At 58.5% G+C, this 25,970-nt stretch carries 21 protein-coding genes; all 21 read left to right on the plus strand.

The window, feature by feature from the left end; all coding sequences use genetic code 11:
- Positions 1 to 16: 16 nt before the first annotated feature.
- The 21 genes from JK176_RS05655 (at position 17) to rplV (ending at position 25,968) form a co-directional block, all read left to right on the plus strand.
- A complete protein-coding gene (locus tag JK176_RS05655) occupies positions 17 to 748 on the plus strand; it encodes a response regulator transcription factor (RefSeq protein ID WP_407925765.1) in 732 nt (243 codons plus the stop codon).
- A 16-nt stretch (positions 749 to 764) separates the two neighbouring features.
- Complete coding sequence (locus tag JK176_RS05660; protein ID WP_211575646.1) at positions 765 to 2,165, plus strand: HAMP domain-containing sensor histidine kinase; 1,401 nt, start codon at positions 765 to 767, stop codon at positions 2,163 to 2,165.
- Positions 2,166 to 2,335: 170 nt separating this feature from the next.
- Positions 2,336 to 5,503: an efflux RND transporter permease subunit gene (locus tag JK176_RS05665; RefSeq protein WP_211587091.1), complete on the plus strand. Its 3,168-nt coding sequence runs from the start codon at positions 2,336 to 2,338 to the stop codon at positions 5,501 to 5,503.
- On the plus strand, positions 5,500 to 6,792 hold the full coding sequence (locus JK176_RS05670; protein WP_194262294.1) for an efflux RND transporter periplasmic adaptor subunit: 1,293 nt from the start codon (positions 5,500 to 5,502) through the stop codon (positions 6,790 to 6,792). Before JK176_RS05665 ends, JK176_RS05670 begins: the two co-directional genes overlap by 4 nt.
- A complete protein-coding gene (locus tag JK176_RS05675; protein WP_249194244.1) occupies positions 6,792 to 8,447 on the plus strand; it encodes an efflux transporter outer membrane subunit in 1,656 nt (551 codons plus the stop codon). Before JK176_RS05670 ends, JK176_RS05675 begins: the two co-directional genes overlap by 1 nt.
- A 99-nt stretch (positions 8,448 to 8,546) precedes the next feature.
- On the plus strand, positions 8,547 to 8,981 hold the full coding sequence (gene rplK / locus JK176_RS05680) for a 50S ribosomal protein L11 (RefSeq protein WP_099286923.1): 435 nt from the start codon (positions 8,547 to 8,549) through the stop codon (positions 8,979 to 8,981).
- A 4-nt stretch (positions 8,982 to 8,985) separates the two neighbouring features.
- Positions 8,986 to 9,678, plus strand: a complete 693-nt coding sequence (rplA, locus tag JK176_RS05685; RefSeq protein WP_062110027.1) for a 50S ribosomal protein L1 — start codon at positions 8,986 to 8,988, stop codon at positions 9,676 to 9,678.
- Between the two features lie 306 nt (positions 9,679 to 9,984).
- Positions 9,985 to 10,509, plus strand: coding sequence for a 50S ribosomal protein L10 (gene rplJ, locus JK176_RS05690; protein WP_099286922.1), 525 nt, complete (start codon positions 9,985 to 9,987; stop codon positions 10,507 to 10,509).
- 67 nt (positions 10,510 to 10,576) lie between these two features.
- Complete coding sequence (gene rplL / locus JK176_RS05695; RefSeq protein ID WP_099286921.1) at positions 10,577 to 10,951, plus strand: 50S ribosomal protein L7/L12; 375 nt, start codon at positions 10,577 to 10,579, stop codon at positions 10,949 to 10,951.
- Between the two features lie 240 nt (positions 10,952 to 11,191).
- Positions 11,192 to 15,364, plus strand: coding sequence for a DNA-directed RNA polymerase subunit beta (gene rpoB, locus JK176_RS05700; RefSeq protein ID WP_099286974.1), 4,173 nt, complete (start codon positions 11,192 to 11,194; stop codon positions 15,362 to 15,364).
- Between the two features lie 80 nt (positions 15,365 to 15,444).
- A complete protein-coding gene (gene rpoC, locus JK176_RS05705) occupies positions 15,445 to 19,764 on the plus strand; it encodes a DNA-directed RNA polymerase subunit beta' (RefSeq protein ID WP_211586951.1) in 4,320 nt (1,439 codons plus the stop codon).
- Positions 19,765 to 20,141: 377 nt separating this feature from the next.
- Complete coding sequence (rpsL, locus tag JK176_RS05710; RefSeq protein WP_011251969.1) at positions 20,142 to 20,513, plus strand: 30S ribosomal protein S12; 372 nt, start codon at positions 20,142 to 20,144, stop codon at positions 20,511 to 20,513.
- A gap of 12 nt (positions 20,514 to 20,525) precedes the next feature.
- Positions 20,526 to 21,002 (plus strand): 30S ribosomal protein S7, encoded by a 477-nt coding sequence (rpsG, locus tag JK176_RS05715; protein WP_011251968.1) that lies wholly within the window; start codon positions 20,526 to 20,528, stop codon positions 21,000 to 21,002.
- 115 nt (positions 21,003 to 21,117) lie between these two features.
- Complete coding sequence (gene tuf, locus JK176_RS05720) at positions 21,118 to 22,308, plus strand: elongation factor Tu (protein ID WP_099286920.1); 1,191 nt, start codon at positions 21,118 to 21,120, stop codon at positions 22,306 to 22,308.
- 120 nt (positions 22,309 to 22,428) lie between these two features.
- Entirely contained in the window at positions 22,429 to 22,737 is a 309-nt protein-coding gene (gene rpsJ, locus JK176_RS05725; protein WP_007282720.1) for a 30S ribosomal protein S10, read from the plus strand.
- A gap of 10 nt (positions 22,738 to 22,747) precedes the next feature.
- Positions 22,748 to 23,431 carry a 50S ribosomal protein L3 gene (gene rplC, locus JK176_RS05730; RefSeq protein WP_041110841.1) on the plus strand — a complete coding sequence of 228 codons (684 nt, stop codon included), beginning with the start codon at positions 22,748 to 22,750 and terminating at the stop codon, positions 23,429 to 23,431.
- Positions 23,432 to 23,442: 11 nt separating this feature from the next.
- On the plus strand, positions 23,443 to 24,057 hold the full coding sequence (gene rplD / locus JK176_RS05735) for a 50S ribosomal protein L4 (RefSeq protein WP_099286919.1): 615 nt from the start codon (positions 23,443 to 23,445) through the stop codon (positions 24,055 to 24,057).
- Positions 24,058 to 24,098: 41 nt separating this feature from the next.
- A complete protein-coding gene (locus JK176_RS05740) occupies positions 24,099 to 24,395 on the plus strand; it encodes a 50S ribosomal protein L23 (protein ID WP_194255033.1) in 297 nt (98 codons plus the stop codon).
- A gap of 16 nt (positions 24,396 to 24,411) precedes the next feature.
- A complete protein-coding gene (gene rplB, locus JK176_RS05745) occupies positions 24,412 to 25,242 on the plus strand; it encodes a 50S ribosomal protein L2 (RefSeq protein ID WP_099286917.1) in 831 nt (276 codons plus the stop codon).
- A gap of 16 nt (positions 25,243 to 25,258) precedes the next feature.
- Complete coding sequence (gene rpsS, locus JK176_RS05750; protein WP_011251962.1) at positions 25,259 to 25,537, plus strand: 30S ribosomal protein S19; 279 nt, start codon at positions 25,259 to 25,261, stop codon at positions 25,535 to 25,537.
- 2 nt (positions 25,538 to 25,539) lie between these two features.
- Positions 25,540 to 25,968, plus strand: coding sequence for a 50S ribosomal protein L22 (rplV, locus tag JK176_RS05755; RefSeq protein ID WP_062029303.1), 429 nt, complete (start codon positions 25,540 to 25,542; stop codon positions 25,966 to 25,968).
- Positions 25,969 to 25,970 lie beyond the last annotated feature (2 nt).

Consider the following 25,970-nt stretch of genomic DNA (forward strand, 5'->3'; position numbering starts at 1 on the left):
GCCCCATGTGAAGATCATGACCATGACGTCTGCACATGATTCCGGAGCGCCTGAGCGCCTTTCCGAACCTTCTCCCCGGCTTCTGCTGATCGAAGACGATGACAGCATTGCGGCCGAGGTCGTGGAGGAACTCACGACGCGCGGCTATGATGTCACGCGGGCCGCGACGGGTGTCGAGGGTCTGGATCAGGCTTGTACCGGACAGTTCGATCTGATGATCGTGGACCGGATGCTTCCGGAACTGGACGGGCTGACGGTGATTGAGAGTGTGCGGGCGCAGCGCATTACCATTCCGGTCCTGGTGCTTTCGGCGCTTTCCGCTGTGGACGACCGTGTTAGCGGCCTCAAGGCGGGGGGCGATGACTATCTGACCAAGCCCTTCGCCATGGAAGAACTGGCTGCGCGTCTGGAGGCTCTGCTGAGGCGTCCGACGGATAGTCGTGTGACGGTGCTTCGCGTTGGTCCGCTTGAAATGGATCTGATCGAGCGTCGTGTGTTCCGGAACGGGCAGGAAATTGAACTACTTCCGCGGGAATTCCGCCTTCTGGAATACATGATGCGTCGCCCGGACACGGTGCTGACGCGGACGATGCTGCTGGAAGACGTGTGGAATTACCGCTTTGTTCCGCAGACAAATCTGGTGGACGTCCATATCGGAAAGCTGCGTCGCAAGATTGATCTGCCTGGCGAGCCGCCGCTCATTCACAGTATTCGCGGTGCCGGGTTCAGTCTGCGTGTCACGGGCTGAACTGCGTTTTTCCGAACTGTTCCGGGCTGATCTTTTCCGCACTGCGACGTTCCGCCTGACGCTGGCTTTTGTCGTGGCCATCATCGCTGCAATGGCATTGCAGTTCGGGCTCGTCTACGAACAGATGAATGGATATGAGCAGCAGCGCTCGACGGATCTGCTGCAGCGCGAAGCGGACCAACTCATTCAGGAAAGTCCTGCCCAGCTTGAGTACGAGGTGCGGGAGCGCAGCAAGACGGACCTGCGTGTGATCCTCAACGGGGCTGCGCTCTTTGATATGAACCGCAACCGGATTGCGGGCGACATCAAGAAATGGCCTGTCGGGCTGGAAGTTTCTCCCAGAACCCAGCGTCTTTGGGACGCGCCGCCTGGCGATACGCCCTATGAAATGCGCTATCTGGCCGTTGAGGTAGAGGGGGTGCAGGGAAACCGGGACCGTATTCTTGTTCTGGCGCGCTCTCTGCATATGGCCAACGAACTGCGCTACATCACCAAGCGTGCGGCGTTGATGTCCGTGGTGCCAATCGTTGTGTTCGCCCTAATGGCAGGAATTTTCCTGAGCCATCGGGCGCTGGGTCGCGTCAAGGATATGCATGAGGCGATCGACCGCATCATGGACGGAGACCTGCACGAACGTCTGCCGACCGGGCGCGAACGCGACGACATTGAGCGATTGGCCGTGTCGGTCAACCGGATGCTGGACCGTCTGGAGCATCTGCTCGACGAGATCCGGGACGTGGGCAACGACATTGCCCATGATCTGCGCACGCCGCTGGCGCGGGTGAAGGCCCGGTTGGAGCGGGTGTCGTCGATTACGAATGACCCCGGGGCACTTCAGGGTGCGATCGAGCGTGCCACGCTGGATCTGGAGCAATGCTTCTCCGTGATTACGGCTCTTCTTCGGATCGGCGAGATTGAGAATGGCCGCCGCCGGGCCGGGTTTGCGATGCTTGATCTGCGAGAACTGCTGGCCGGGGTGGTGGATCTGTACGAACCGATCGCCGAGACGGAAGGTATTCTGCTGGAGGTTGTGGACTCGGAGAAAGCGGTCCCGCTGTTCGGGGATATGGACCTGCTGAACGAGGTTCTGGCCAATCTTGTGGACAATGCGATCAAATTCACGCCCGCTCCCGGAACGGTCCGGCTGAGTGCGGGGCAGGGAGCAGACGGATCAAGCTGGCTGCGTGTCAGTGATACGGGAATCGGTATCGCCGAAGATGAGCGCAAGGCCGTCATGGGGCGTTTTTATCGCTCGGATAAAAGTCGCCATGTTCCGGGAAGTGGTTTGGGACTGAGTCTTGTTTCGGCGATCCTGCGGTTGCATGGAGCATCGGTGGAGATCGTGTCTGCGAGGCCCGGTCACACGCTGCCTGGAGCGGTTTTTACCATTCATTTCGCGCCTGCGACGCCTGTCTGAAAAGACACTGAATATTGCGCAACATGTCAATATTTGCCGTGTGTCTTGATATTTAAACAGAATTTTCCTTGTCGTCTGAGTCTCGATGGATATGACTCGGATCAATTTGCAAGGGGACGCCCGTTGAGAATGACCGGACCAGGAAGAGCCCCAAGGGGGTGTCTGATCGCATGAATGCTATTGTCGTTACCGCGCTGAAGCGGCCTTATACTTTCGTTGTCCTGTCGATCATGATCCTGATCTTCGGGGTTCGGGCTATCGTTTCGACGCCGACGGACGTGTTTCCTTCGATCAAGATCCCGATCGTGGCTGTCATCTGGTCCTATACGGGCCTGATGCCCGAGGACATGTCCGGGCGTATCGTCTATTATTACGAACGCTCCTTAACGGCGACCGTCAGCAATATCGAACATATCGAAAGCTCGTCCTATTATGGACGTGGCATCGTGAAGGTCTTCTTCCAGCCGGGAACCAATACGGCGGTTGCGCAGACGCAGATCACGTCGGTATCCCAGACGGTCATCAAACAGTTGCCGAATGGTTCGACCCCACCGCTGATTCTGGCAATGGATGCGTCGTCCGTTCCGGTTCTGACGTTGCAGGTCAACAATCCGACCATGTCCGGGTCGGAAATCTACAACATGGCGTCCAACCTGATCCGACCGGAACTGATTTCGGTTCCGGGAGCGGCGATCCCCAATCCCTATGGCGGTCTTGCCCCGGACATCATGGTGGATATCGACCCGATCAAGCTGCTGGCGCATCGCTTGTCCCCGGAAGACGTGGCGACGGCGCTGAACCTGCAGAATATCGTTCTTCCGGCAGGCGATCAGCGGATTGGCCAGCTTGACTGGATGGTGAAAACGAACTCGACGCCCCTTGATCTGGAGGTCTTCAACAAGATGCCGATCAAGCAGGTCGGCAATTCCGTGATCTATCTGCGCGACGTTGCGTGGGTGCATCGGGGAGGGCCGCCGCAGATCAATGCGGTCCTTGTGAAAGGCCAGCAGGCGGTGCTGATCGTCGTTCTCAAGAGCGGTGACGCCTCCACGCTTTCCGTTGTGAGCGGCATCAAGAAACTTCTGCCACAGGTCGAGGCAACGCTGCCGGCCGGAACGACGGTGAACGTCCTGACCGATGCTTCGAGCTTCGTGAAGGAATCGGTTGTGGACGTGGTGCGTGAAATGATCACGGCCGCAATCCTGACCAGCCTGACGGTTCTGCTGTTTCTCGGCTCGTGGCGCTCAACCATCATCGTGGCGACGTCCATTCCGCTGGCAATGCTGTGTTCGATCATCGGGCTGAGCATAGCGGGGCAGTCCATCAACGTTATGACGCTGGGCGGTCTGGCCCTGGCGGTTGGTATTCTCGTCGATGACGCGACAGTCATGATCGAAAATATCGATGCGCATCTCGAAACCGGGAAAGATCTTGAGGACGCCATTATTGATGCCGCCAACCAGATCGTCATCCCGACTTTCGTATCTACGACCTGTATCTGCATCGTGTGGCTGCCGCTGTTCGAACTGACTGGGATTTCAGGCTGGCTGTTCATGCCGATGGCTGAAGCCATCATTTTTGCCATGATCGCCTCCTTCATCCTGTCTCGGACGCTGGTGCCAACCATGGCGAACTGCATGCTGGCGGCTCAGGTGCGGATGCATCGTGATCCCGAATGGCACAACCGCAAGCCCGGCTTTTTCGGGCGGTTCCAGCGGGGATTTGAGGCGCGGTTCACGAGTTTCCGCGAGCATTACAAGGTCATTCTTGAAAACCTGATTGCGATCCGGGGACGCTTCGTCCTGCTGTTCCTGCTGGCGGCCGTGTCATCCATGGCGCTGATTCTCTTCATCGGTCAGGACTTCTTCCCTGAGATCAAGTCCGGAACGATGCAGATGCATATGCGTGCGCCGGTCGGTACCCGGCTTGAAGAGACAGGCAAGATCGCGGGGCTGGCTGAGCGTCGCATCCGGAGTCTGTTGCCGGGGCAGGTGGTCAATGTCGTCAATAACTGTGGCCTGCCGTTCAGTCAGTTGAATCAGGCCATGATTCCGTCTCCGACCGTGGGATCACAGGACTGCGACATCACCATCCAGCTTCGTAATTCCGAAAGCCCGATCCCCGAATACCGCCGTAAGCTTCGTAAAGGTCTGACGAACGATTTCCCAGGCACGGTGTTCACGTTCCAGCCGGGCGACCTGACGGCCAAGATACTGAATTTCGGTCTGCCATCTCCGATTGACGTGCAGATCGTGGGTCGTGATCTGAGCGGGAACTTCAAGTTCGCGACACAGATTGCCCAGAAACTGCGGCATATTCCTGGAATTGCCGATGTTTCCATTCAGGAACCGATGACGCAGCCGACCATTCTGGTGAACAACCGCCGCAGCTTCGCGCTGGGGACGGGAATTACGGAGCGGGACGTTGCACTGAATGCTCTTGTGACGCTGTCCGGTAGTGGACAGGTTGGCCAGACCTATTATCTGAACGCGCAGGGAACGTCGCAGCTCATCGATGTGCAGACGCCGGCGAATTATCTCCAGACCATGAACGATCTGGAAATCCTCCCGATCGACAAGGGCGACGGCAACCCGACCAACCAGACGCCGCAGCTTCTGGGAGGGCTGAGTGCTCTGGTCCAGACCGGGACGCCTTCAGAAGTCGCGCATTACAACATCATGCCCGTGTTCGACATCTATGCCGCGCCGGAAGACATGGATTTGGGAACGGTTTCAAGAGCCGTGAACCGGGTCGTGAATGAAGAGCGCAAGCTCCTGCCTCATGGCTCGACCATGGTGGTCCGTGGACAGGCCGTGACGATGAACGATGCGTATGTCCAGCTTGTGGGTGGTCTCGCCCTGTCGATCGTGCTGGTTTACCTGATCATTGTCGTGAATTTTCAGTCCTGGCTTGATCCGTTCGTCATCATCTCTGCGCTTCCCGGCGCTCTGGGTGGCATTGCATGGAGCCTCTTCCTGACACACACCCCGATGTCGGTTCCAGCATTGACGGGAGCGATCATGTGCATGGGAACGGCCACGGCCAATGCCATTCTCGTGGTTGCCTTTGCCCGTGAGCGGATGGAGGAGCACGGCGATGCTGTTCTTGCTGCTCTGGAGGCGGGATATGAGCGTATCCGGCCTGTCCTGATGACGGCGATGGCCATGATCATCGGTATGATCCCGATGTCCATCAGCAATTCCGACAATGCCCCGCTGGGCAAGGCAGTGATTGGCGGCCTGCTGGTCGCGACCGTTGCCACCCTGCTTTTTGTTCCCTGTGTTTTTGCCCTTATGCACTACAAGCGGCCTGCTGGGCCTGAAGGAGACCGCGCGTGAGCCATTCTACGGATCAGGGGCACGTGCCTCCGACAAACCATCCGGTCCGCACGGGTTCAGGCGCGCGCGGCAAACTCATCCTGCTGGTGGTGATCCTGCTGGCGATTGCTCTGGCGGCCTGGGGGATCGTGCAGCGGGGAACGCATTATCATGCCCTGCGCGGCGCGACCGAGGAGGCGGCTATTCCGCCCGTTACGCTGATTACGCCGCAGCCGGGACCAAAGACGCGGCAGGTCGATCTGCCAGCCAATCTTGCCGCATGGTACGAGGCGCCGATCTACGCGCAGGTCTCGGGCTATGTGAAGATGTGGTACAAGGACTATGGCGCGCATGTGAAGCGTGGGGACGTTCTGGCGGAAATCAGCACACCCAGCATCGACGCCCAGTTCGAGGCTGCCAAAGCGCATTACAACGTCATTCTGGCGCGCTATAATCTGGCCGTCATCACCACACAGCGCTGGACGGCGTTGAAAGGCACGCAGGCTGTTTCGCGTCAGGAAGTGGACGTGCAGGCCGCCAATGCTGCTGCCCAGAAAGCCGAGCTTGAGGCCGCACGTCATGACGTGGACCGTTTTCAGGCACTTGAGGACTTCAAAAAGATCGTCGCACCCTTTGACGGCATCGTGACGTCCCGTCTGGTGAATGTGGGCGATTATGTGAATGCGGGCGGTGGTAACGTCAATTCCCGCGGTGCGGCATCCGAACTGTTCTCTGTCGCCGACGTGCACCGGATGCGTGTGTTCGTCTCAGTGCCGCAGGATTTTGCGAGTGTGATTTCGCCGAAGATCGAAGCTGAACTGACGGTGCCGCAGTATCCGGGCAGCCGTTTTAAGGCGACGTTCCTCGCAACTGCCAATGCCTTCAATGCCGCGACCCGCACAGTGACGACCGAGCTGACGCTGGATAACGATGATAATTTGCTGTGGCCGAATTCCTATGCGACAGCGCATATCTCGGCTCCCGGAAACCCGAATATCCTGATTCTGCCGGAAGGCTCGATCATCTATCGGGCTGAAGGGACGCAGGTGGCAAAAGTCATCAACAATCACGCACATCTGGTCAACGTCACCGTGGGCATCAATTTCGGGACGACAGTTCAGGTGCTCAGCGGTATTACAAAAGACGACCGCGTGGTTGCCAACCCTACGGCTGATCTGCTGGAAGGGGACGAAGTCAGGATCGTCCCGACCACACCGGGATACAACACGCCAGGCAAGGCGGTGCAGGATGCGGATCAGCAGCCTGTCCGCCAGCATGACGCAAACCCCGAAGAGGCCGGATCGCGCTGATGAAACCGGAAAGTTCCCAGTCATCCCCCACCCAGACGAATGTGACAGGCCGTAATCGTTCGATCTGGCGGATCACGACAGCGCTGGCCGGCGTTCTGTCGATCGGGCTTGCGTCCTGTGATCTGTCCCCCGACTATCATCCCCAGAAATTCCTTTATCCTGAAGGATGGGAAGGGAAGGGGCTGATGGTCAACGCGCAGCCTGCGGATGGTGTCGTCCGGAGTGACTGGTGGACCATGTTCAACGATCCCATTCTCAATGGGCTTGAACAGCGTATGCTCGCCGTCAACCCCGACCTGCAGGCGGAGGCAGAGGCGTTCACGCAGGCCCGCGATGTTGCTCGTGAGACGGAAAGTCGCCTGTACCCGCAGGTGACTGGCTCCGCGCATATGAGTGACAACAAAGGCTCGATCGGGAGGCTGTACAACAATCCGGCTCGCAGCAGCAGCCTCGTCTATGAGTCCAATCAGGCTTATAGCGGCGCTGCCACGTGGGAGCCGGATTTCTGGAACTCCATTCGCAACACGACGCGGATGCAGAAAAACCTCGCTCAGGCTTCAGCCGGACAATATGCGCTGGCACGACTGAGTCTCGAAGCAGAACTGGCATCAGATTACGTCGCCCTGCGCGGCCTCGATGCCCAGAACGCGGTCTATGATGACTCCATCCGATACTTCCGTGCGGCTGTTGAAATCACGGAACTGCGTCAGGCCGGCTCGATCGGCGCGGGGCTGGACGTCTCGCGTGCAGAAACCCAGCTCTATTCGGCACAGGCCGCAAAAAGCAATCTGATTGCCCGACGCAATGTCATGGAACACGCAATCGCCGTTCTGTTGAACACGGCCCCGGCAGGATTTCACATCGCGCCCGTCAAGGACGTGAAGATGCATTTCGGGGCTGTGAAGATCAACGCGGGGCTGCCCGCATCCCTGCTGGAACGTCGCCCTGACATCGCGATTGCCGAACGCCAGATGGCGGCGTCCGCCCGGGCGATCGGTGTCTCGCGTGCTGCCTTTTATCCGCACATTACTTTCAGCGCGGAGGGCGGATTCGAGGATGGTGGCTTCGATCTGGCCAGTATTTCCCGCGCCTTCTGGAAAATTGCCGTGCAGGCGGTCGAACCGGCCTTTACGGGAGGCCTGAGGCGCGCGGCATTGCAGCGGTCCTGGTCGCAGTACCGCGGGATGGTGGACAATTACCGCTCTGTTGTTCTGGCCGCATTTCAGGACGTCGAGGACGGTCTGACGCAGACCCGGCAGTTCAAGACCGCTCAGGACCAGCAGCAGAAAGCCGTGGAAGCTGCGTTGCGGACGCAGAACATGACAATGGCGCTCTATACAGGCGGGCTGTCCAATTATCTCGATGCACTTGTGGCGCAGCAGGATGCGCTTCAGGCGCGTCTGGCGGAAGTCGAGGTGCAGACGGCGCAGGTGCAGTCTTCCGTGCGTCTGGTGCGGGCTCTGGGCGGTGGCTGGAGTGCCAGCGATCTGCCGGGTATCAAACAGATCGATCCGTTCGGTCCGCTTCAGTATAAGGATCTGCGGACTCCGAAGCCGGTCAGCGGCATCGACAACCATGCGTCTCCTCTGGACAATGATCTGCGGGGTGATCAGTCGTCGGTCAGTCTTTCACAAGGCTTGACGGGACAGCCCTAACTGGTCTAGGGGTCCGCCTCACTTCGAACGCGGGAGGAGGCGGCATGGCCGACTCCGTTGAACCGCGGTTCGGGAACGACAAACAGGGGAGTCCCGGATATGGCCAAAAAAATCGTTGGCTACATCAAGCTTCAGATCCCGGCTGGTAAAGCCAATCCTTCTCCGCCGGTTGGTCCGGCTCTGGGTCAGCGCGGCCTGAACATCATGCAGTTCTGCAAGGAGTTCAACGCCAAGACCCAGCAGCTCGAGCCCGGCATGCCGATCCCGGTAGTCATCACCGCCTATGCGGATCGCACGTTCTCCTTCGTGACGAAGACGCCGCCGAACACGTACTTCCTCCTGAAGGCCGCCAAGATTTCCAAGGGCAGCCAGACGGTCGGCAAGTCCGCTGCAGTGGGTTCCGTGACGACAACTCAGCTCCGCGAAATCGCAGCAGAGAAGTTCAAGGACATGAATGCCAACGACATTGATGGCGCCGTGCGTATGCTCGCCGGTTCTGCCAAGTCGATGGGCCTGAACGTGGTGGAGGGCTGATCCCATGGCCAAGAACAAGCGTCTGAACGCCGCGCAGGCAACTGTCGAGCGTAACAAGCCGTACGGTCTGACCGAGGCTGTGGCTCTGGTGAAGAGCAATGCCAAGGCAAAGTTCGACGAGACGATCGAAATCTCGCTGAACCTCGGCATCGACCCGCGTCACGCCGACCAGATGGTCCGTGGTCTGATCTCCCTGCCAAACGGCACGGGCAAGACCCTGCGCGTTGGCGTGTTCGCCCGAGGCCCGAAGGCTGAAGAAGCCCTCGCCGCTGGTGCGGAAGTCGTTGGTGCGGAAGATCTGGCTGAAAAGATCCAGGCTGGCGAAATCAACTTCGACCGCTGCATCGCAACGCCGGACATGATGGCTCTCGTGGGTCGTCTGGGTAAGATCCTTGGACCGCGTGGGCTGATGCCGAACCCGCGTCTCGGCACGGTGACCATGGACGTCAAGGGTGCCATCACGGCAGCCAAGTCCGGTCAGGTTGAATACCGCGCCGAAAAGGCCGGTATCATCCATGCAGGTGTTGGCAAGGCGTCTTTCGACGAAGCCAAGCTGGTTGAGAACATCAACGCTCTGGTCGATGCCGTTCAGAAGGCTCGCCCGACGGGTGCCAAGGGCACATATCTGAAGAAGGCAGCTCTGTCTTCCACGATGGGTCCGGGCGTTCGCGTTGACGTTTCGAGCTTCGAAGCCTGATTGACAGGAGGTCTTCCTTCTGGGAAAGACCTCCACGAAATGACGTCACGCTTTCGGGTGTGATGGCTGAGGGGCGGCCTGTTCGCGGGTCGTTTCCAAACCTGTCCAAGACCGCACGTGGGCCTTCTGGTCCTTAAGGATTTTTCGAAATCGCGGGCGTCAGACGGGGCGACGGTATTTCAGTGGCTCTGCTGCGATGTGCTGGGTTCGCTCACTTCTGTGGACAGGCGAGCGGAGAAGGTTCGAAAGAGCCAACTCCATGGGTAACCTGGTCCGGCGCAAGTCGGACTGACGAGGAGACAGGTTTTGGACCGTACGGAAAAACGGGCCTTTGTTGAGTTCCTCGCCGATGTGTTTGGCAGCACGTCCATGGTTGTCGTCACCCAGAACAAGGGTCTGACGGTTGCCGATGTGACGGAACTGCGTCGACGCATTCGTGCGGCAGGAGCGACATACAAGGTTGCGAAGAACCGGCTGGCCAGCCGCGCTCTGGATGGGACCCAATTCGACGGCATCGCGCCGCTGCTCAAGGGACCGACCGCGCTTGCGTGGTCCGAGGACCCGGCATCGGTGGCGAAGGTGATCGTCGAGTTCGCCAAGACGAATGACAAACTGGTGGTGCTTGGTGGCGCCTTGGGTTCCCAGACGCTTGGCGTCGACGGAGTCAAGGCCCTCGCCGAGCTGCCGTCGCTGGACGAGCTGCGTGCGAAGCTGGTGGGTATGATCAATACCCCCGCAACGCGTATCGCAGGCGTTGTCCAGGCGCCGGCTGGCCAGCTTGCTCGTGTTCTTGGTGCCTATGCCAAGGCCGGCGAAGCAGAAGCCGCCTGAGAATGATGGTCTGCGCTGCGGCGTAGGCCTGAACCTGATCAACAGTACATCTATTTAGGATAAGACCATGGCCGATCTGGCAAAGATTGTTGAAGAGCTGTCCGCTCTGACCGTTCTGGAAGCTGCAGAACTCTCCAAGCTGCTCGAAGAGAAGTGGGGCGTTTCCGCTGCTGCTCCGGTTGCAGTTGCTGCTGCTGCTGGCGGCGCTGCTGCTGCACCTGCTGAAGAGCAGACCGAATTCACGGTTGTCCTGGCTGACGCCGGCGACAAGAAGATCAACGTGATTAAGGAAGTCCGTGGCATCACGGGCCTCGGTCTGAAGGAAGCCAAGGACCTGGTCGAAGGCGCACCGAAGACCGTCAAGGAAGGCGCGTCCAAGGACGAAGCTGCCAAGATCAAGAAGGCTCTTGAAGACGCCGGTGCCAAGGTCGAAGTCAAGTAATCTACTGATTTCGGGTTGCGGCGTTCGCGTCGCAGCCACTGCCTGGCAGACAGATGGGGCGGGGATCGCATGCGGTTCCCGCCCGATTTGCCGTTGGAGCGGAAGAGGCGTATAGTGCGCGGCTCGCCACGTACTGGAAATTTCATAATGGCCGGTCGTTCCGGTCGTCCGCAATGCAGGAGCCAGTTCTCCAGCGCAGTTTACGGGCGACTCGAAGGTCTGGTGCAGAGGGCAGAAGAGATGAACGCGATCACCAAATCGTTCACGGGACGCAAAAGGATCCGCAAAAGTTTCGGGCGTATTCCCGAAATTGCGCCGATGCCCAATTTGATCGACGTGCAGCGCGCCTCCTATGAGGCATTCCTGCAGATGAACGTAAGCCCTGACAGTCGGCAGGATGCCGGCCTTCAGGAAGTCTTCCGTTCGGTGTTTCCGATCAACGATTTCGCGGGTCGCGGCCGTCTGGACTTCATGTCCTACGAATTCGAAGATCCGAAATATGATGTTGAAGAGTGCATTCAGCGTGGTCTGACCTATGCAGCGCCGCTGAAGGTCATTCTCCGTCTGACGACGTGGGACATCGACGAGGACACTGGTTCGCGCTCGATCCACGACATGAAGGAACAGCCGGTTTACATGGGCGACATGCCGCTCATGACCGATAACGGCACCTTCATCATCAATGGCACCGAGCGTGTCATTGTCTCCCAGATGCATCGTAGCCCGGGTGTGTTTTTCGATCACGATAAGGGCAAGACGCATTCTTCGGGTAAGTATCTCTTTGCCGCCCGTGTCATTCCTTATCGTGGTTCCTGGCTCGACTTCGAATTCGATGCCAAGGATCTGATCTATGTCCGTATCGACCGTAAGCGCAAACTGCCGGTCACGACGCTTCTTTATGCGCTTGAAGGTGCAAATTACCTCGCGCAGCGTGAGCAGAAGATCGTCGAAGGCGGTGATGTCGAAGGTCTCGATATCCGTGGAATGGATCAGGATGAAATCCTGTCCTATTTCTACCAGACCGTTCCTTTCACCCGTCTGGGTGGCGAGTGGGCTCGTCCGTTTGATCCCGATGCTTTCCGCGGCCTGAAGCTGCTCAGCCCGCTGGTCGATGCCGATACGGGTGAGGTGGTTGCCGAAGCCGATGCCAAGCTGACCGCGCGCATGGTTCGCAAGATCGCCGAGAAGACCCGCGTTGTGCAGGTTGGTCGTCTCGATATTCTTGGCCGTTTCCTTGCCTATGATCTCGTGAACGAGAATACAGGCGAGATTTACGGTGAAGCAGGCGAAGAGCTGACGGAAGACCGTCTGGCGGCGCTTGAAGAGATGGGCATTACGGAGCTTCCGCTCCTGTCCGTTGATGGTTCGCACGGCCCCTGGATCCGCAACACGCTGTCTGCTGACAAGAACAGCTGCCGTGATGAAGCCCTGATCGATATCTATCGTATCATGCGCCCCGGTGAGCCGCCGACCAAGGAAACGGCTGAAGCCATGTTCCGTGGACTGTTCTTCGATCAGGGCCGCTACGATCTCTCCGCGGTCGGTCGTGTGAAGATGAACATGCGTCTTGATGTCGATGCGCCCGATACCCTGCGTGTCCTGCGCAAGGAAGATATTCTGCGCACCATCAAGATCATGTGCGAGCTGAAGGATGGCCGCGGCCAGATCGACGATATCGACAACCTCGGTAACCGTCGTGTCCGCTCTGTCGGCGAATTGATGGAAAACCAGTATCGCGTCGGTCTGCTCCGCATGGAGCGTGCCATTCGCGAGCGCATGGGGTCTGTCGATATTGATACGGTCATGCCGCATGATCTTATCAACGCGAAGCCCGCTGCTGCTGCCGTGCGTGAGTTCTTCGGCTCTTCTCAGCTCAGCCAGTTCATGGATCAGACGAACCCGCTTTCCGAAGTGACGCACAAGCGTCGTCTTTCGGCGCTTGGCCCGGGCGGTCTGACCCGTGAGCGCGCAGGCTTCGAAGTCCGTGACGTTCACCCGACGCATTACGGCCGTATCTGCCCGATCGAGACGCCGGAAGGCCCGAACATTGGTCTGATCAACTCGCTGTCGACCTATGCCAAGGTGAACAAGTACGGCTTCATCGAGACGCCGTATCGTCTGGTAGAAGAAGGCGTTCTTCAGGATGGCTGGAAATATCTTTCCGCCATGGAAGAAGAGAAGCTCGTTGTCGCCCAGGCCGATGCCAAGCAGGACGATCAGGGTCGTCTGACGGACGAACTGGTTTCTGTTCGCCGCTCGGGTGACTTCCGCGTTGTCCCGCCGGAGCAGGTTACAGCGTGTGACGTTTCGCCGAAGCAGCTTGTGTCTGTTGCTGCAGCGCTCATTCCGTTCCTTGAGAACGATGACGCCAACCGTGCACTGATGGGCGCGAACATGCAGCGTCAGGCTGTGCCGCTGGTGAAGGCTGACGCCCCGCTGGTCGGTACCGGTATGGAAGCTGCAGTTGCCCACGATTCTGGCGCAACCATCGTGGCCAAGCGTCGCGGTGTGATCGACCAGATCGACGGTGCCCGTATCGTTGTTCGTGCCACGGACGAAGCAGGTGCCACGCAGGGTGTCGATATCTATCGTCTGCGCAAGTACATGCGTTCCAACCAGTCCACCTGCATCAACCAGCGCCCGCTGGTGAAGGTTGGTGATACGGTTCATGCTGGCGACATCATTGCTGACGGTCCGTCCACCGAGCTTGGTGAACTGGCGCTGGGTCGTAACGTGCTCGTCGCGTTCATGCCCTGGAATGGTTATAACTTCGAAGATTCCATTCTGATCTCCGAGCGTATTGCCCGTGATGACGTCTTCACTTCGATCCATATCGAAGAATTTGAAGTCATGGCCCGTGATACGAAGCTGGGTCAGGAAGAAATCACGCGCGACATTCCGAATGTTGGCGAGGAAGCTCTGCGCAACCTCGACGAAGCCGGTATTGTGTATGTCGGCGCCGAAGTGAATCCGGGTGATATTCTTGTCGGTAAGGTGACTCCGAAGGGTGAAAGCCCGATGACGCCTGAAGAAAAGCTTCTGCGCGCCATCTTCGGTGAAAAGGCTTCCGATGTTCGTGACACGTCCCTGAAGCTGCCGCCCGGTACGACCGGCACGATCGTTGACGTTCGTGTCTTCTCCCGCCGTGGCGTGGACAAGGACGAGCGCGCCATGGCGATCGAGCGTGCCGAGATCGAGCGTCTCACGAAGGATCGTGATGACGAACGCGGCATTCAGGAGCGCAGCTTCTATAACCGTCTCCGTGAGCGTCTGGTGGGCCAGACGGCTGGTGCCGGCTTCAAGGGCCTCCGTTCGGGCACGCCGATCACGGAAGAGGTTCTGGACGAGCATCATCGCGCGACCTGGGCCAGCATTACGGTTACGTCCGACGACGTCATGGCGGAGCTTGAAAAGCTTCGTGGTGAGTTCAAGGAAGCGACCCGCCGGATCGATGCGCGCTTCGACAGCAAGGTCGAGAAGCTGCAGCGCGGTGACGAGCTGCCGCCTGGTGTGATGAAAATGGTCAAGGTCTTCGTTGCCGTGAAGCGCAAGCTTCAGCCGGGTGACAAGATGGCCGGTCGTCACGGTAACAAGGGTGTCGTTTCCCGCGTTGTTCCCGTCGAGGACATGCCATTCCTTGAGAACGGGCAGGCCGTTGATATCGTTCTGAATCCGCTGGGTGTGCCGTCGCGCATGAACATCGGTCAGATCCTCGAAACCCATTTGGGCTGGGCCTGTGCTAATATCGGTGCAAGCATCGGCGACATGGTGGACGAGTATCAGCGTACTGGTGAGCGCAAGCAGGAGCTGCTGGATCGTCTGCGTGAGGTCTATGGCGATGTGGTCTATAATGACGACATCACGACCCTGCCGAACGAACAGCTGATCGAACTTGCGAACAATCTTCGCAAGGGTCTTCCGATCGCAACGCCGGTGTTTGATGGTGCTTCCATTCCCGACATCGAAGAGATGCTCGAGAAGGCCGGTGTCAACAAATCCGGGCAGTCGCAGCTGATTGACGGTCGTACGGGTGAGCTGTTCGAACGTCAGACGACGGTCGGCTACATCTACATGCTGAAGCTGCATCACCTTGTCGACGACAAGATCCATGCCCGTTCGATCGGTCCTTACTCGCTTGTTACGCAGCAGCCGCTGGGTGGTAAGGCGCAGTTCGGTGGTCAGCGCTTTGGTGAAATGGAAGTGTGGGCCCTTGAAGCATATGGTGCAGCCTACACGCTGCAGGAAATGCTGACGGTGAAGTCGGATGACGTATCCGGCCGTACCAAGGTCTACGAGGCAATCGTTCGCGAACAGGACGATTTCGAAGCCGGTATTCCGGAGAGCTTCAACGTTCTGATCAAGGAACTGAAGTCTCTCGGCCTGAATGTCGAACTCGAGCAGAGCGGGCTTTAATTGCCCGCTCCCTCCTTCTCGCTACGGTTCATTTTTAAAGTGTCCGCGGTACGCCGCGGAACACATTGGGGTTTCGGCGCATGAACGAACTCATGAAGATCCTGGGTCAGACCGGCCAGTCGGTGACCTTCGACCAGATCAAGATCCAGCTCGCATCCAGCGAGCAGGTGCGGTCTTGGTCTTACGGCGAAATCAAGAAGCCGGAGACCATTAACTACCGAACGTTCAAGCCCGAGCGTGACGGCCTGTTCTGTGCGCGTATCTTTGGCCCGATCAAGGATTACGAATGCCTGTGCGGCAAGTACAAGCGGATGAAGTTCCGCGGTATTGTCTGCGAAAAATGCGGCGTTGAAGTCACGCTGGCCAAGGTGCGCCGCGAGCGCATGGGCCATATTGAGCTGGCATCGCCTGTCGCGCATATCTGGTTCCTGAAGTCGCTGCCGAGCCGTATCGCGACCATGCTGGATCTGCCGCTCAAGGACGTCGAGCCGGTTCTGTATTTCGAGAAGTTCCTGATTCTCGACAAGGGCGTCTGTGAATCCGATCAGATCGACTCTTATAAGAACGGCAAGAAGCGCGACCAGTATCTGCTGGACGAAATCCGCTGCGAAGATCTGCTGGATGAATATCCCGACGCCGGTATCGACGTTGGAATCGGTGCGGAAGCCATCAAGCGCGCGCTTTCCAGCTACGACTGGGGTATTCCGAACGATCAGGAACGCGACCTGAGCCTTGCTGCAAAGGAAAAGGGCCTGCCGGATCCGTTCGACTATGACGCTGAAGTCATGGAAGGCGATTCCGAAAAGACCATGATGCGCAAGAAGCTGCGCAAGGCCACGTCGGAAGCCGCCCGCAAGAAGCTCGTCAAGCGCCTGAAGCTGGTCGAAGCTTTCGTGGAAAGCGGTTCGCGTCCGGACTGGATGATCATGGACATCGTACCGGTCATTCCGCCGGAACTGCGTCCGCTGGTGCCGCTCGATGGTGGCCGTTTCGCAACGTCCGATCTGAACGATCTGTACCGTCGCGTCATCAACCGTAACAACCGTCTGAAGCGGCTGATCGAACTGCGTGCGCCGGATATCATTGTCCGCAATGAAAAGCGCATGCTGCAGGAAGCTGTCGACGCCCTGTTCGACAACGGACGTCGTGGCCGCGCCATCACGGGTGCCAACAAGCGTCCGCTGAAGTCGCTCTCCGACATGCTGAAGGGCAAGCAGGGACGTTTCCGTCAGAACCTGCTCGGAAAGCGCGTCGATTATTCCGGTCGTTCGGTCATCGTGGTCGGTCCGGAACTGAAGCTGCATCAGTGTGGTCTTCCTAAGAAGATGGCGCTCGAACTCTTCAAGCCGTTCATTTATTCGAAGCTCGAAAAATATGGCCACGCCACCACCATCAAAGCTGCAAAGCGCATGGTGGAAAAAGAGCGTCCGGAAGTCTGGGATATCCTCGAAGAGGTGATTCGCGAGCATCCGGTCATGCTGAACCGTGCGCCGACGCTTCATCGTCTGGGTATTCAGGCGTTCGAGCCGACGCTGATCGAGGGCAAGGCCATCCAGCTTCATCCGCTGGTCTGCACTGCGTTCAATGCCGACTTCGATGGCGATCAGATGGCCGTTCACGTGCCGCTGTCGCTTGAAGCTCAGCTTGAAGCTCGCGTCCTGATGATGTCCACGAACAACATCCTCAGCCCCGCGAACGGCAAGCCGATCATCGTTCCGTCCCAGGATATCGTTCTGGGCCTGTATTACCTGAGCCTTGAAGTTCCGGAATACCGCGAAACGCCGGACGAGGCTGTCATCAAGGATGGCAAGGTCGTCACGGCTGCTCCGCCGGCCTATTCGGATGTGGCCGAGATCGAAAGCGCCATGCTTTCCGGCTCGCTCAAGCTGCATGACAAGATCCGTCTGCGTCTGGCGACGATTGACGCTGACGGCAAGTCCGTTCGTCAGACGATCGTCACGACGCCGGGTCGCGCCCTGATCGCGCAGATCCTGCCGAAGCATCAGGCCATCCCGTTCAGCCTGATCAACAAGCAGCTGACGAAGAAGAACGTGTCCGACGTGATCGACACGGTTTATCGTCACTGTGGTCAGAAGGAAGCGGTGATTTTCTGCGACCGCCTGATGGGGCTTGGTTTCCGTCACGCTGCTCGCGCCGGTATTTCCTTCGGCAAGGATGACATGATCATTCCGGATGCCAAGGCAACGCTGGTCGGCAAGACGTCGGAAGAAGTCAAGGAGTTCGAACAGCAGTATCAGGACGGTCTGATCACGGCTGGCGAGCGCTACAACAAGGTGGTCGATGCCTGGTCACGCTGCACGGACGAAGTCCAGGCTGCGATGCTCAAGGAGATCTCCAAGCAGGTCATTGGCAAGCCGACGAACTCGGTCTGGATGATGAGCCACTCCGGTGCCCGTGGGTCGCCGGCCCAGATGAAGCAGCTCGCCGGTATGCGCGGCCTGATGGTGAAGCCTTCGGGCGAGATTATCGAGCAGCCGATTATCGCGAACTTCAAAGAAGGTCTCTCGGTTCTCGATTACTTCACGTCCAGCCACGGTGCCCGTAAGGGTCTTGCGGATACGGCGCTGAAGACGGCGAACTCGGGTTACCTGACCCGTCGTCTGGTTGACGTGGCACAGGACTGCATCATCGTCGAGCCGGATTGCGGTACGGAACGCGGTCTGACGGTTCGCGCTGTCATGGATAGCGGCGAGGTTGTTTCCTCACTGTCCGAGCGTATTCTGGGCCGTACCCTGTCCAAGGATGTGCTGCACCCGGTCACGCAGGATGTCATCCTGCCGCGTAACACGCTGATTGAGGAAGCTGAAGCTGAACTCATCGAGAAGGCGGGCGTGGAGAGCGTTGATATCCGCTCTGTTCTGACCTGCGACAGCCGCGTCGGAATCTGTGGCCACTGCTACGGTCGCGATCTGGCGCGCGGTACGCCGGTCAATATCGGTGAAGCTGTCGGCGTTATCGCTGCACAGTCCATCGGTGAGCCGGGCACCCAGCTGACGATGCGTACCTTCCATATTGGTGGTGCAGCAACGCGTGGCGCCGAGCAGTCGATGGTCGAAGCGTCCCGCGATGGTATCGTGACGATCAAGAACCGGAACGTCGTCGAGAACTCGCAGAAGGTTCTGGTTGTGATGTCGCGTAACTGCGAAATCCTGCTGACCGACGAGAACGGTGTGGAGCGTGCCCGCTATCGTGTGCCTTACGGTGCGCGTCTGATGGTCTCTGAAGGTGAAGCGGTGACGCGGACCCAGAAGATGGCCGAGTGGGACCCGTACACCCTGCCGATCATCACCGAGCAGGCTGGTACGGTCGAATATCTCGACCTGATTGACAGTATCACGCTCGTCGAGCGTATGGATGAGGTCACGGGTCTGAGCTCGAAGGTCGTCGTTGACTACAAGCAGGCAGCAAAAGGTGTGGATCTGCGTCCGCGTCTGCAGCTCAAGGATGCTTCCGGAAACGTCGTCAAGCTCGCCAACGGCAACGACGCTCGCTACTTCCTCTCGCCGGACAGTATTCTGTCGGTGGAGAACGGAGCAGAGGTCAATGCCGGTGACGTGCTGGCCCGTATTCCTCGCGAGGGGTCCAAGACGCGTGACATTACAGGTGGTCTGCCGCGTGTGGCCGAACTGTTCGAAGCGCGTCGTCCGAAGGATCATGCGATCATCGCCGAAGGCGAGGGACGTATTGAATTCGGTAAGGACTACAAGTCCAAGCGCTGTGTCATCGTCAAGAACGACGATACAGGTGAGGAGACGCAGTACCTGATCCCGAAGGGTAAGCACGTTTCCGTTCAGGAAGGCGACTTCGTCCAGAAGGGCGATCCGCTGGTCGACGGTCCGCGCGTGCCGCATGACATTCTCAAGGTCATGGGTGTCGAGGCCCTGTCCGACTATCTCGTCAACGAGATCCAGGACGTCTATCGACTGCAGGGCGTGAAGATCAATGACAAGCATATCGAAGTCATTGTTCGCCAGATGCTGCAGAAGGTGGAAATCCTCGAGCCGGGTGATTCGACCTATCTGATCGGCGAGACGGTGGATCGTATCGAGTACGAAGGTGAAAACCAGCGTCTGCTTGAGAACGGGGATACACCTGCGAAGGCCATGCCGGTTCTGCAGGGCATTACAAAGGCCTCGCTGCAGACTCAGTCCTTCATCTCTGCGGCCTCCTTCCAGGAGACGACACGCGTCCTCACGGATGCTGCAACGTCGGGCAAGGTTGATACCCTCAACGGTCTCAAGGAGAACGTGATTGTCGGACGTCTGATCCCGGCAGGAACGGGCAGTGTGATGAACCGTCTGCGGGGTATCGCGGCCACTCAGGACCGTCAGCGCGTTGGTGGAACGTCGCAGGCAGCTGTCGAAGACGCAGCGGAATGAAAACGGGATCCCCGCTTTTAAAGAAGGCGGGGATCATCGCATCCCGATTCTGGAAACTTTCAGTGCAGAATCGGGCCATTTCAGCTGAACCACTTGACTTGGCGTCGAACCCTTCGTAGGTTCCGCGCCCTCGGCACATGCCTTCTCGGAAGGCTGAAAAAGCCGACGAAGTTTAAAGAATCGCATGCGGTGCCGCTAATTTCCCTTTGGGAAAAATGCCAAGGCCGCACGCTGGAGAGAGAAGGGAACAGTTCAGGCTGTTTCCTTTTCACGATGTGGAAATGGCAGGCGGTCCTACCGCATGTCGGTTGGAACAAATGTCACGACAGGAACAGCAATGTTGCTGTCTGAAATAGGACAAGGATTGGGAAGGGCGCATGCCGACCATCAACCAGTTGATCGCGAACGGCCGTGAGCCGGCCGCAAAGCGGAACAAGGTCCCCGCACTGCAGGGCTGCCCGCAGAAGCGCGGCGTTTGCACGCGTGTGTATACCGTAACGCCGAAGAAGCCGAACTCCGCTCTGCGTAAGGTCGCCAAGGTGCGTCTGACCAACGGGTATGAGGTCGTGAGCTACATTCCGGGTGAAGGTCATAACCTTCAGGAACACAGCGTTGTTCTGATCCGTGGTGGCCGCGTGAAGGATCTTCCTGGCGTCCGTTATCACATCCTGCGTGGTGTGCTTGATACACAGGGTCTCGCCAAGCGTCGTCAGCGTCGTTCGCTGTATGGCGCGAAGCGTCCGAAGTAAGAGGTATTTGGAATGAGTCGCCGTCACCGCGCTGTAAAGCGCGAGATCCTTCCCGATCCGAAGTTCGGAGACGTCGTCATTACGCGCTTCATGAATGCGCTGATGTACGATGGTAAGAAATCCACTGCCGAGGGCATCGTTTACGGTGCGCTCGAAGTCATGCGCCGTCGCGGCGGCACGACTGCAGATCCGGTGGCCATGTTCCACTCGGCTCTGGACAACGTGAAGCCTGCGGTTGAAGTCCGTTCGCGTCGCGTCGGTGGCGCAACCTATCAGGTTCCGGTTGAAGTCCGCGCCGAGCGTCGTCAGGCCCTCGCGATCCGCTGGCTGATCGACGCCTCCCGCAAGCGTGGCGAGAACACGATGCAGGAGCGTCTGTCCAACGAACTGATGGATGCGGTCAACAATCGTGGCTCCGCTGTCAAGAAGCGCGAAGACACGCACCGTATGGCTGAAGCCAACAAGGCATTCAGCCACTATCGCTGGTAATCAGAACCGGTTAAAGGGCTTCCGGCAGTGTCACGATCTTGGGATCGTACACTGACCGGTTTGAACTTTCAGTCTTACTCCCGTTCCAGGTGGAGCGGGGTTTTGGAGAAAGACGATGGCAAAGGCTAAATTTGAGCGGACGAAGCCGCACTGCAACATCGGCACCATCGGTCACGTCGATCACGGCAAGACCTCGCTGACTGCTGCAATCACCAAGGTGCTGGCAAAGTCCGGTGGCGCAACGTTCAGCGCCTACGACCAGATCGACAAGGCTCCTGAAGAGCGCGCTCGTGGCATCACCATTTCCACGGCTCACGTTGAGTATGAGACGGCCAACCGTCACTATGCTCACGTCGACTGCCCGGGCCATGCTGACTACGTGAAGAACATGATCACGGGTGCAGCCCAGATGGACGGCGCAATTCTCGTCGTTTCCGCTGCTGACGGTCCGATGCCGCAGACGCGTGAGCACATCCTGCTCGCTCGTCAGGTCGGTGTTCCGGCTCTGGTCGTGTTCCTGAACAAGGTTGACCAGGTTGATGATCCGGAGCTGCTCGAGCTCGTGGAAATGGAAGTTCGTGAACTTCTGTCTTCCTATCAGTTCCCGGGCGACGATATCCCCATCGTCAAGGGCTCCGCTCTTGTGACGCTGGAAGATGGCGACGCAGCAATCGGTGAAGATCGCGTTCTCGAACTGATGACGCAGGTTGACGCTTACATCCCGCAGCCGGAGCGTCCGGTTGACCGTCCGTTCCTGATGCCGATCGAAGACGTGTTCTCGATCTCGGGTCGTGGTACGGTTGTCACGGGTCGTGTTGAGCGCGGCGTTGTCAACGTGGGTGACGAAGTCGAAATCGTCGGCCTGAAGGACACCATCAAGACGACTGTTACGGGCGTTGAGATGTTCCGCAAGCTGCTCGATCGCGGTGAAGCCGGTGACAACATCGGTGCACTGGTTCGTGGCACGAAGCGTGAAGACGTCGAGCGTGGCCAGGTTCTGGCAAAGCCCGGCTCCATCACGCCGCACAAGAACTTCAAGGCTGAGGCTTATATCCTCACGAAGGAAGAGGGCGGTCGTCACACGCCGTTCTTCACGAACTATCGCCCGCAGTTCTATTTCCGTACGACCGACGTCACGGGCGTCGTGACGCTGCCGGAAGGCACGGAAATGGTCATGCCGGGTGATAACGTTGCCATGGACGTGGAGCTGATCGCTCCGATCGCCATGGACGAAGGCCTGCGCTTCGCGATCCGCGAAGGTGGCCGTACCGTGGGTGCCGGTGTGGTTTCTTCCATCACCGCCTAAAGTCCTGCGTTTAGCTGTTGGCTTTGACAGCCCCGGTCAGATTTTTTCTGACCGGGGTTCCCTTTCAGGGGCAATGGCAGTAGGACGACACCCGAATTTTTGAGTTGGACGAACAAGAACATGGACAACCAGAACATCCGCATTCGCCTTAAGGCGTACGATCATCGCGTGCTGGACAACAGCACCAAAGAGATCGTAAACACGGCGAAGCGTACGGGTGCGCGGGTTCGGGGTCCGATCCCGCTGCCGACGCATATCGAACGGTTCACGGTGAACCGCTCGCCACACGTGGATAAGAAAAGCCGCGAACAGTTCGAAATTCGGACTCACCGCCGGCTGCTCGACATTGTCGAGCCGACCCCGCAGACCGTGGACGCCCTCATGAAGCTCGACCTCGCCGCTGGCGTGGACGTCGAGATCAAACTCTAAGGTCCAGACGATGCGAACCGGATTGATTGCAAAGAAGCTGGGAATGACCCGGCTGTTTAAGGAAGATGGCACGCATGTGCCTGTGACGGTCCTTCACCTTGACAATGTCGAGGTTGTGGATGCCCGCACGAACGAGCGCGATGGTTATACCGCCATTCAGCTCGGACTTGGTAATGCCAAGGTGAAGAATGTCACCAAGGCGAACCGTGGCCATTTCGCCCGGACCAAGGTCGAGCCAAAGAAGCATCTGGCAGAGTTCCGCGTCTCTGAAGACGCCCTGCTGGAAGCTGGAACCAAGCTGTCCGCTGCTCACTTCGTTGTGGGACAGAAAGTTGACGTCACGGGCCAGAGCAAGGGCAAGGGTTTTGCGGGTGTTATGAAGCGTCATAACTTCGCAGGTCTCGAAGCATCCCACGGCGTCTCCATCAGCCACCGTTCCCATGGTTCTACAGGCCAGCGCCAGGATCCTGGCAAGGTCTTCAAGGGAAAGAAGATGGCAGGTCACATGGGTGACGAGCGTGTTACCACGCTGAACCTTGAGATCGCTGCCGTGGATGAAGAGCGCAACCTGATCATGGTCAGGGGTGCAATTCCTGGTGCGAAGAACGGCCTTGTGCTGATTCGCGATGCAATCAAGAAGGCTCGCCATGCTGATGCGCCGTACCCGGCAGCAACAGTGGCAGCCGCCGGTTGAGGACGAGGGGCATGGAATACGATATCAAGACCCTCGATAATGGTAGCGCAGGCTCTGTCGCGCTTCCGGAAGAGATTTTCGCGGTCACCCCGCGCTCTGACATCATGGCACGCGTCGTGCACTGGCAGCTGGCAAAGCGCCGCGCCGGTACGCACCGTACCAAGGGCATGGGTGAGATTTCTGGCACGACCAAGAAGCCTTTCCGTCAGAAGGGCACGGGTTCTGCCCGTCAGGGCTCCCTGCGTGCGCCGCAGTTTCGTACGGGTGGCGTTGTTCATGGTCCGGTCGTTCGCGATCACGGCTATGACCTTCCCAAGAAGGTCCGTCGTCTCGGCCTGATCTGCGCCCTGTCGCAGAAGGCTGCCGAGGGCAAGCTGATCGTTCTCGACGCAGCCAACGGTGTCACCAAGACCCGTGAAGCCGCAGCGAAGATCAAGGCTCTGGGCTGGACGTCCGCGCTGATCGTTGATGGCGCTGTTGACGAGCAGTTCGCTCGCGCAATCGCCAATCTGCCGAAGATCGACGTTCTGCCGACCATTGGTGCAAACGTCTATGACATCCTCAACCACGACGTGCTGGTCATCACCCGCGCCGGTCTTGAGGGTCTTAAGGAGCGTCTGGCATGACCACCAATACCGTCATGAACGCACACAAGACTGCACAGAACATGTCTCAGGAAACCCTGTATGACGTGATCCGTGCACCGCTGATCACCGAAAAGGCGACGCTTCTTTCCGAGCGGAACCAAGTGGTGTTCAAGGTCGCTCCCGGTGCGACGAAGCCTCAGATCAAGGTCGCGGTTGAGAAGCTCTTCAACGTGAAGGTGACCGGCGTGAGCACGCTGGTCCAGAAGGGCAAGGTCAAGCGCGTCAAGGGTCGTCCCGGCCGTCGCTCGGACATCAAGAAGGCGTATGTACAGCTTGCTGAAGGTCAGTCCATTGACCTTACAGCCAAGCTGGGCTGACGCGGGGTAGGATACCATGGCACTCAAGCACTTTAATCCCACGACGCCGAGCACACGCGGCACCGTGCTGATTGATCGCAGCGAGCTCTTCAAGGGCAAGCCGATCAAGCAGCTCACGGAAGGCAAAAACAAGTCCGGCGGCCGTAACAACCACGGTCGTACCACAGTTCGTTTCCGTGGCGGCGGGCACAAGCAGTCCTATCGTTATGTCGACTTCAAGCGTCGTAAGTTCGATGTGGCCGCAACGGTCGAGCGTCTCGAATACGATCCGAACCGCACGGCATTCATTGCGCTGATCAAGTATGAAGACGGCGAACTCGCCTACATCCTTGCTCCGCAGCGCGTGAAGGTTGGCGATCGCGTCATCTCCGGCGCCCACACGGACGTCAAGCCTGGCAACGCCATGCCGCTGGGTGCAATGCCGGTCGGAACGATCGTGCATAACATCGAGCTGAAGCAGGGCGCTGGCGGCAAGCTGGCCCGTTCCGCTGGCACCTATGCCCAGCTGGTCGGTAAAGACGCCGGTTACGCGCAGATCAAGCTGCAGTCCGGTGAACTGCGTCTTGTTCGTGGTGAATGCATGGCAACCGTTGGTGCCGTGTCCAACCCGGACAACATGAACCAGCACATGGGCAAGGCTGGTCGTTCCCGCTGGCTCGGACGTCGTCCGCACAACCGTGGCGTTGTCATGAACCCGGTCGACCATCCGCATGGTGGTGGTGAAGGCCGGACCTCTGGTGGCCGTCATCCGGTTACACCGTGGGGTGTTCCGACCAAGGGTTACAAGACGCGTGTTAACAAAAAGACGGATAGCCTGATCATCCGTCGCCGTAAGTCCGGCAAGTAAGAGGGGGCAAACAGAGATGGCACGTTCCGTCTGGAAGGGCCCGTTCGTTGACGGGTATCTGTTCGGCAAGGCCGAAGCGTCGCGCGCTTCGGGTCGTAATGAAGTGATCAAGATCTGGTCGCGTCGTTCGACGATCCTTCCGCAGTTCGTTGGACTTACGTTCGGCGTCTATAATGGTCACAAGTTCCTGCCAGTGCAGGTCACGGAGAACATGGTCGGTCACAAGTTCGGTGAGTTCTCGCCGACACGGACCTACACCGGTCATGGCTCTGACAAGAAGTCGAAGCGGGGCTGAAAATGAGCAAGCCAAAGCATATCCGCACGCTTGCTGACACGGAAGCGCAGGCTATTGCCCGCAACATCCGCGTCAGCCCGCAAAAGCTGAACCTGGTTGCGGCAATGATCCGCAACCAGCCGGCTGACAAGGCTATCGCCGCTCTTGCCTTCTCGCGTCGTCGTATCGCGCAGCAGGTCAAGAAGACTCTTGAGAGCGCCGTGGCCAACGCTGAGAACAACCATCAGCTCGATGTCGATCAGCTGGTGGTCAAGACTGCAGAAGTCGGCAAGTCCATTGTCATGAAGCGTTTCCACGCTCGTGGCCGTGGCCGTTCTTCTCAGATCCAGAAGTTCTTCAGCCACCTGAAGATTGTTGTTGCCGAGCGTGCGGAAGCACCGGAAGAGACGAAGCCGTCTCGCGGAACCAACAAAGAGCAGAAGGCAGCCTGATC

The organism is Gluconobacter sp. Dm-73 (genome assembly GCF_018256215.1).
Lineage (GTDB): Bacteria > Pseudomonadota > Alphaproteobacteria > Acetobacterales > Acetobacteraceae > Gluconobacter > Gluconobacter cadivus.

What these genes read in the sequence shown, in the direction of transcription:
- JK176_RS05655 (WP_407925765.1), top strand. Translation starts at nt 17, where the DNA reads ATGACCATGACGTCTGCACATGATTCCGGAGCGCCTGAGCGCCTTTCC.
- JK176_RS05665 (WP_211587091.1), top strand. Translation starts at nt 2,336, where the DNA reads ATGAATGCTATTGTCGTTACCGCGCTGAAGCGGCCTTATACTTTCGTT.
- JK176_RS05675 (WP_249194244.1), top strand. Translation starts at nt 6,792, where the DNA reads ATGAAACCGGAAAGTTCCCAGTCATCCCCCACCCAGACGAATGTGACA.
- rplK (WP_099286923.1), top strand. Translation starts at nt 8,547, where the DNA reads ATGGCCAAAAAAATCGTTGGCTACATCAAGCTTCAGATCCCGGCTGGT.
- rplA (WP_062110027.1), top strand. Translation starts at nt 8,986, where the DNA reads ATGGCCAAGAACAAGCGTCTGAACGCCGCGCAGGCAACTGTCGAGCGT.
- rplL (WP_099286921.1), top strand. Translation starts at nt 10,577, where the DNA reads ATGGCCGATCTGGCAAAGATTGTTGAAGAGCTGTCCGCTCTGACCGTT.
- rpoB (WP_099286974.1), top strand. Translation starts at nt 11,192, where the DNA reads ATGAACGCGATCACCAAATCGTTCACGGGACGCAAAAGGATCCGCAAA.
- rpoC (WP_211586951.1), top strand. Translation starts at nt 15,445, where the DNA reads ATGAACGAACTCATGAAGATCCTGGGTCAGACCGGCCAGTCGGTGACC.
- rpsL (WP_011251969.1), top strand. Translation starts at nt 20,142, where the DNA reads ATGCCGACCATCAACCAGTTGATCGCGAACGGCCGTGAGCCGGCCGCA.
- rpsG (WP_011251968.1), top strand. Translation starts at nt 20,526, where the DNA reads ATGAGTCGCCGTCACCGCGCTGTAAAGCGCGAGATCCTTCCCGATCCG.
- tuf (WP_099286920.1), top strand. Translation starts at nt 21,118, where the DNA reads ATGGCAAAGGCTAAATTTGAGCGGACGAAGCCGCACTGCAACATCGGC.
- rpsJ (WP_007282720.1), top strand. Translation starts at nt 22,429, where the DNA reads ATGGACAACCAGAACATCCGCATTCGCCTTAAGGCGTACGATCATCGC.
- rplC (WP_041110841.1), top strand. Translation starts at nt 22,748, where the DNA reads ATGCGAACCGGATTGATTGCAAAGAAGCTGGGAATGACCCGGCTGTTT.
- rplD (WP_099286919.1), top strand. Translation starts at nt 23,443, where the DNA reads ATGGAATACGATATCAAGACCCTCGATAATGGTAGCGCAGGCTCTGTC.
- JK176_RS05740 (WP_194255033.1), top strand. Translation starts at nt 24,099, where the DNA reads ATGTCTCAGGAAACCCTGTATGACGTGATCCGTGCACCGCTGATCACC.
- rplB (WP_099286917.1), top strand. Translation starts at nt 24,412, where the DNA reads ATGGCACTCAAGCACTTTAATCCCACGACGCCGAGCACACGCGGCACC.
- rpsS (WP_011251962.1), top strand. Translation starts at nt 25,259, where the DNA reads ATGGCACGTTCCGTCTGGAAGGGCCCGTTCGTTGACGGGTATCTGTTC.
- rplV (WP_062029303.1), top strand. Translation starts at nt 25,540, where the DNA reads ATGAGCAAGCCAAAGCATATCCGCACGCTTGCTGACACGGAAGCGCAG.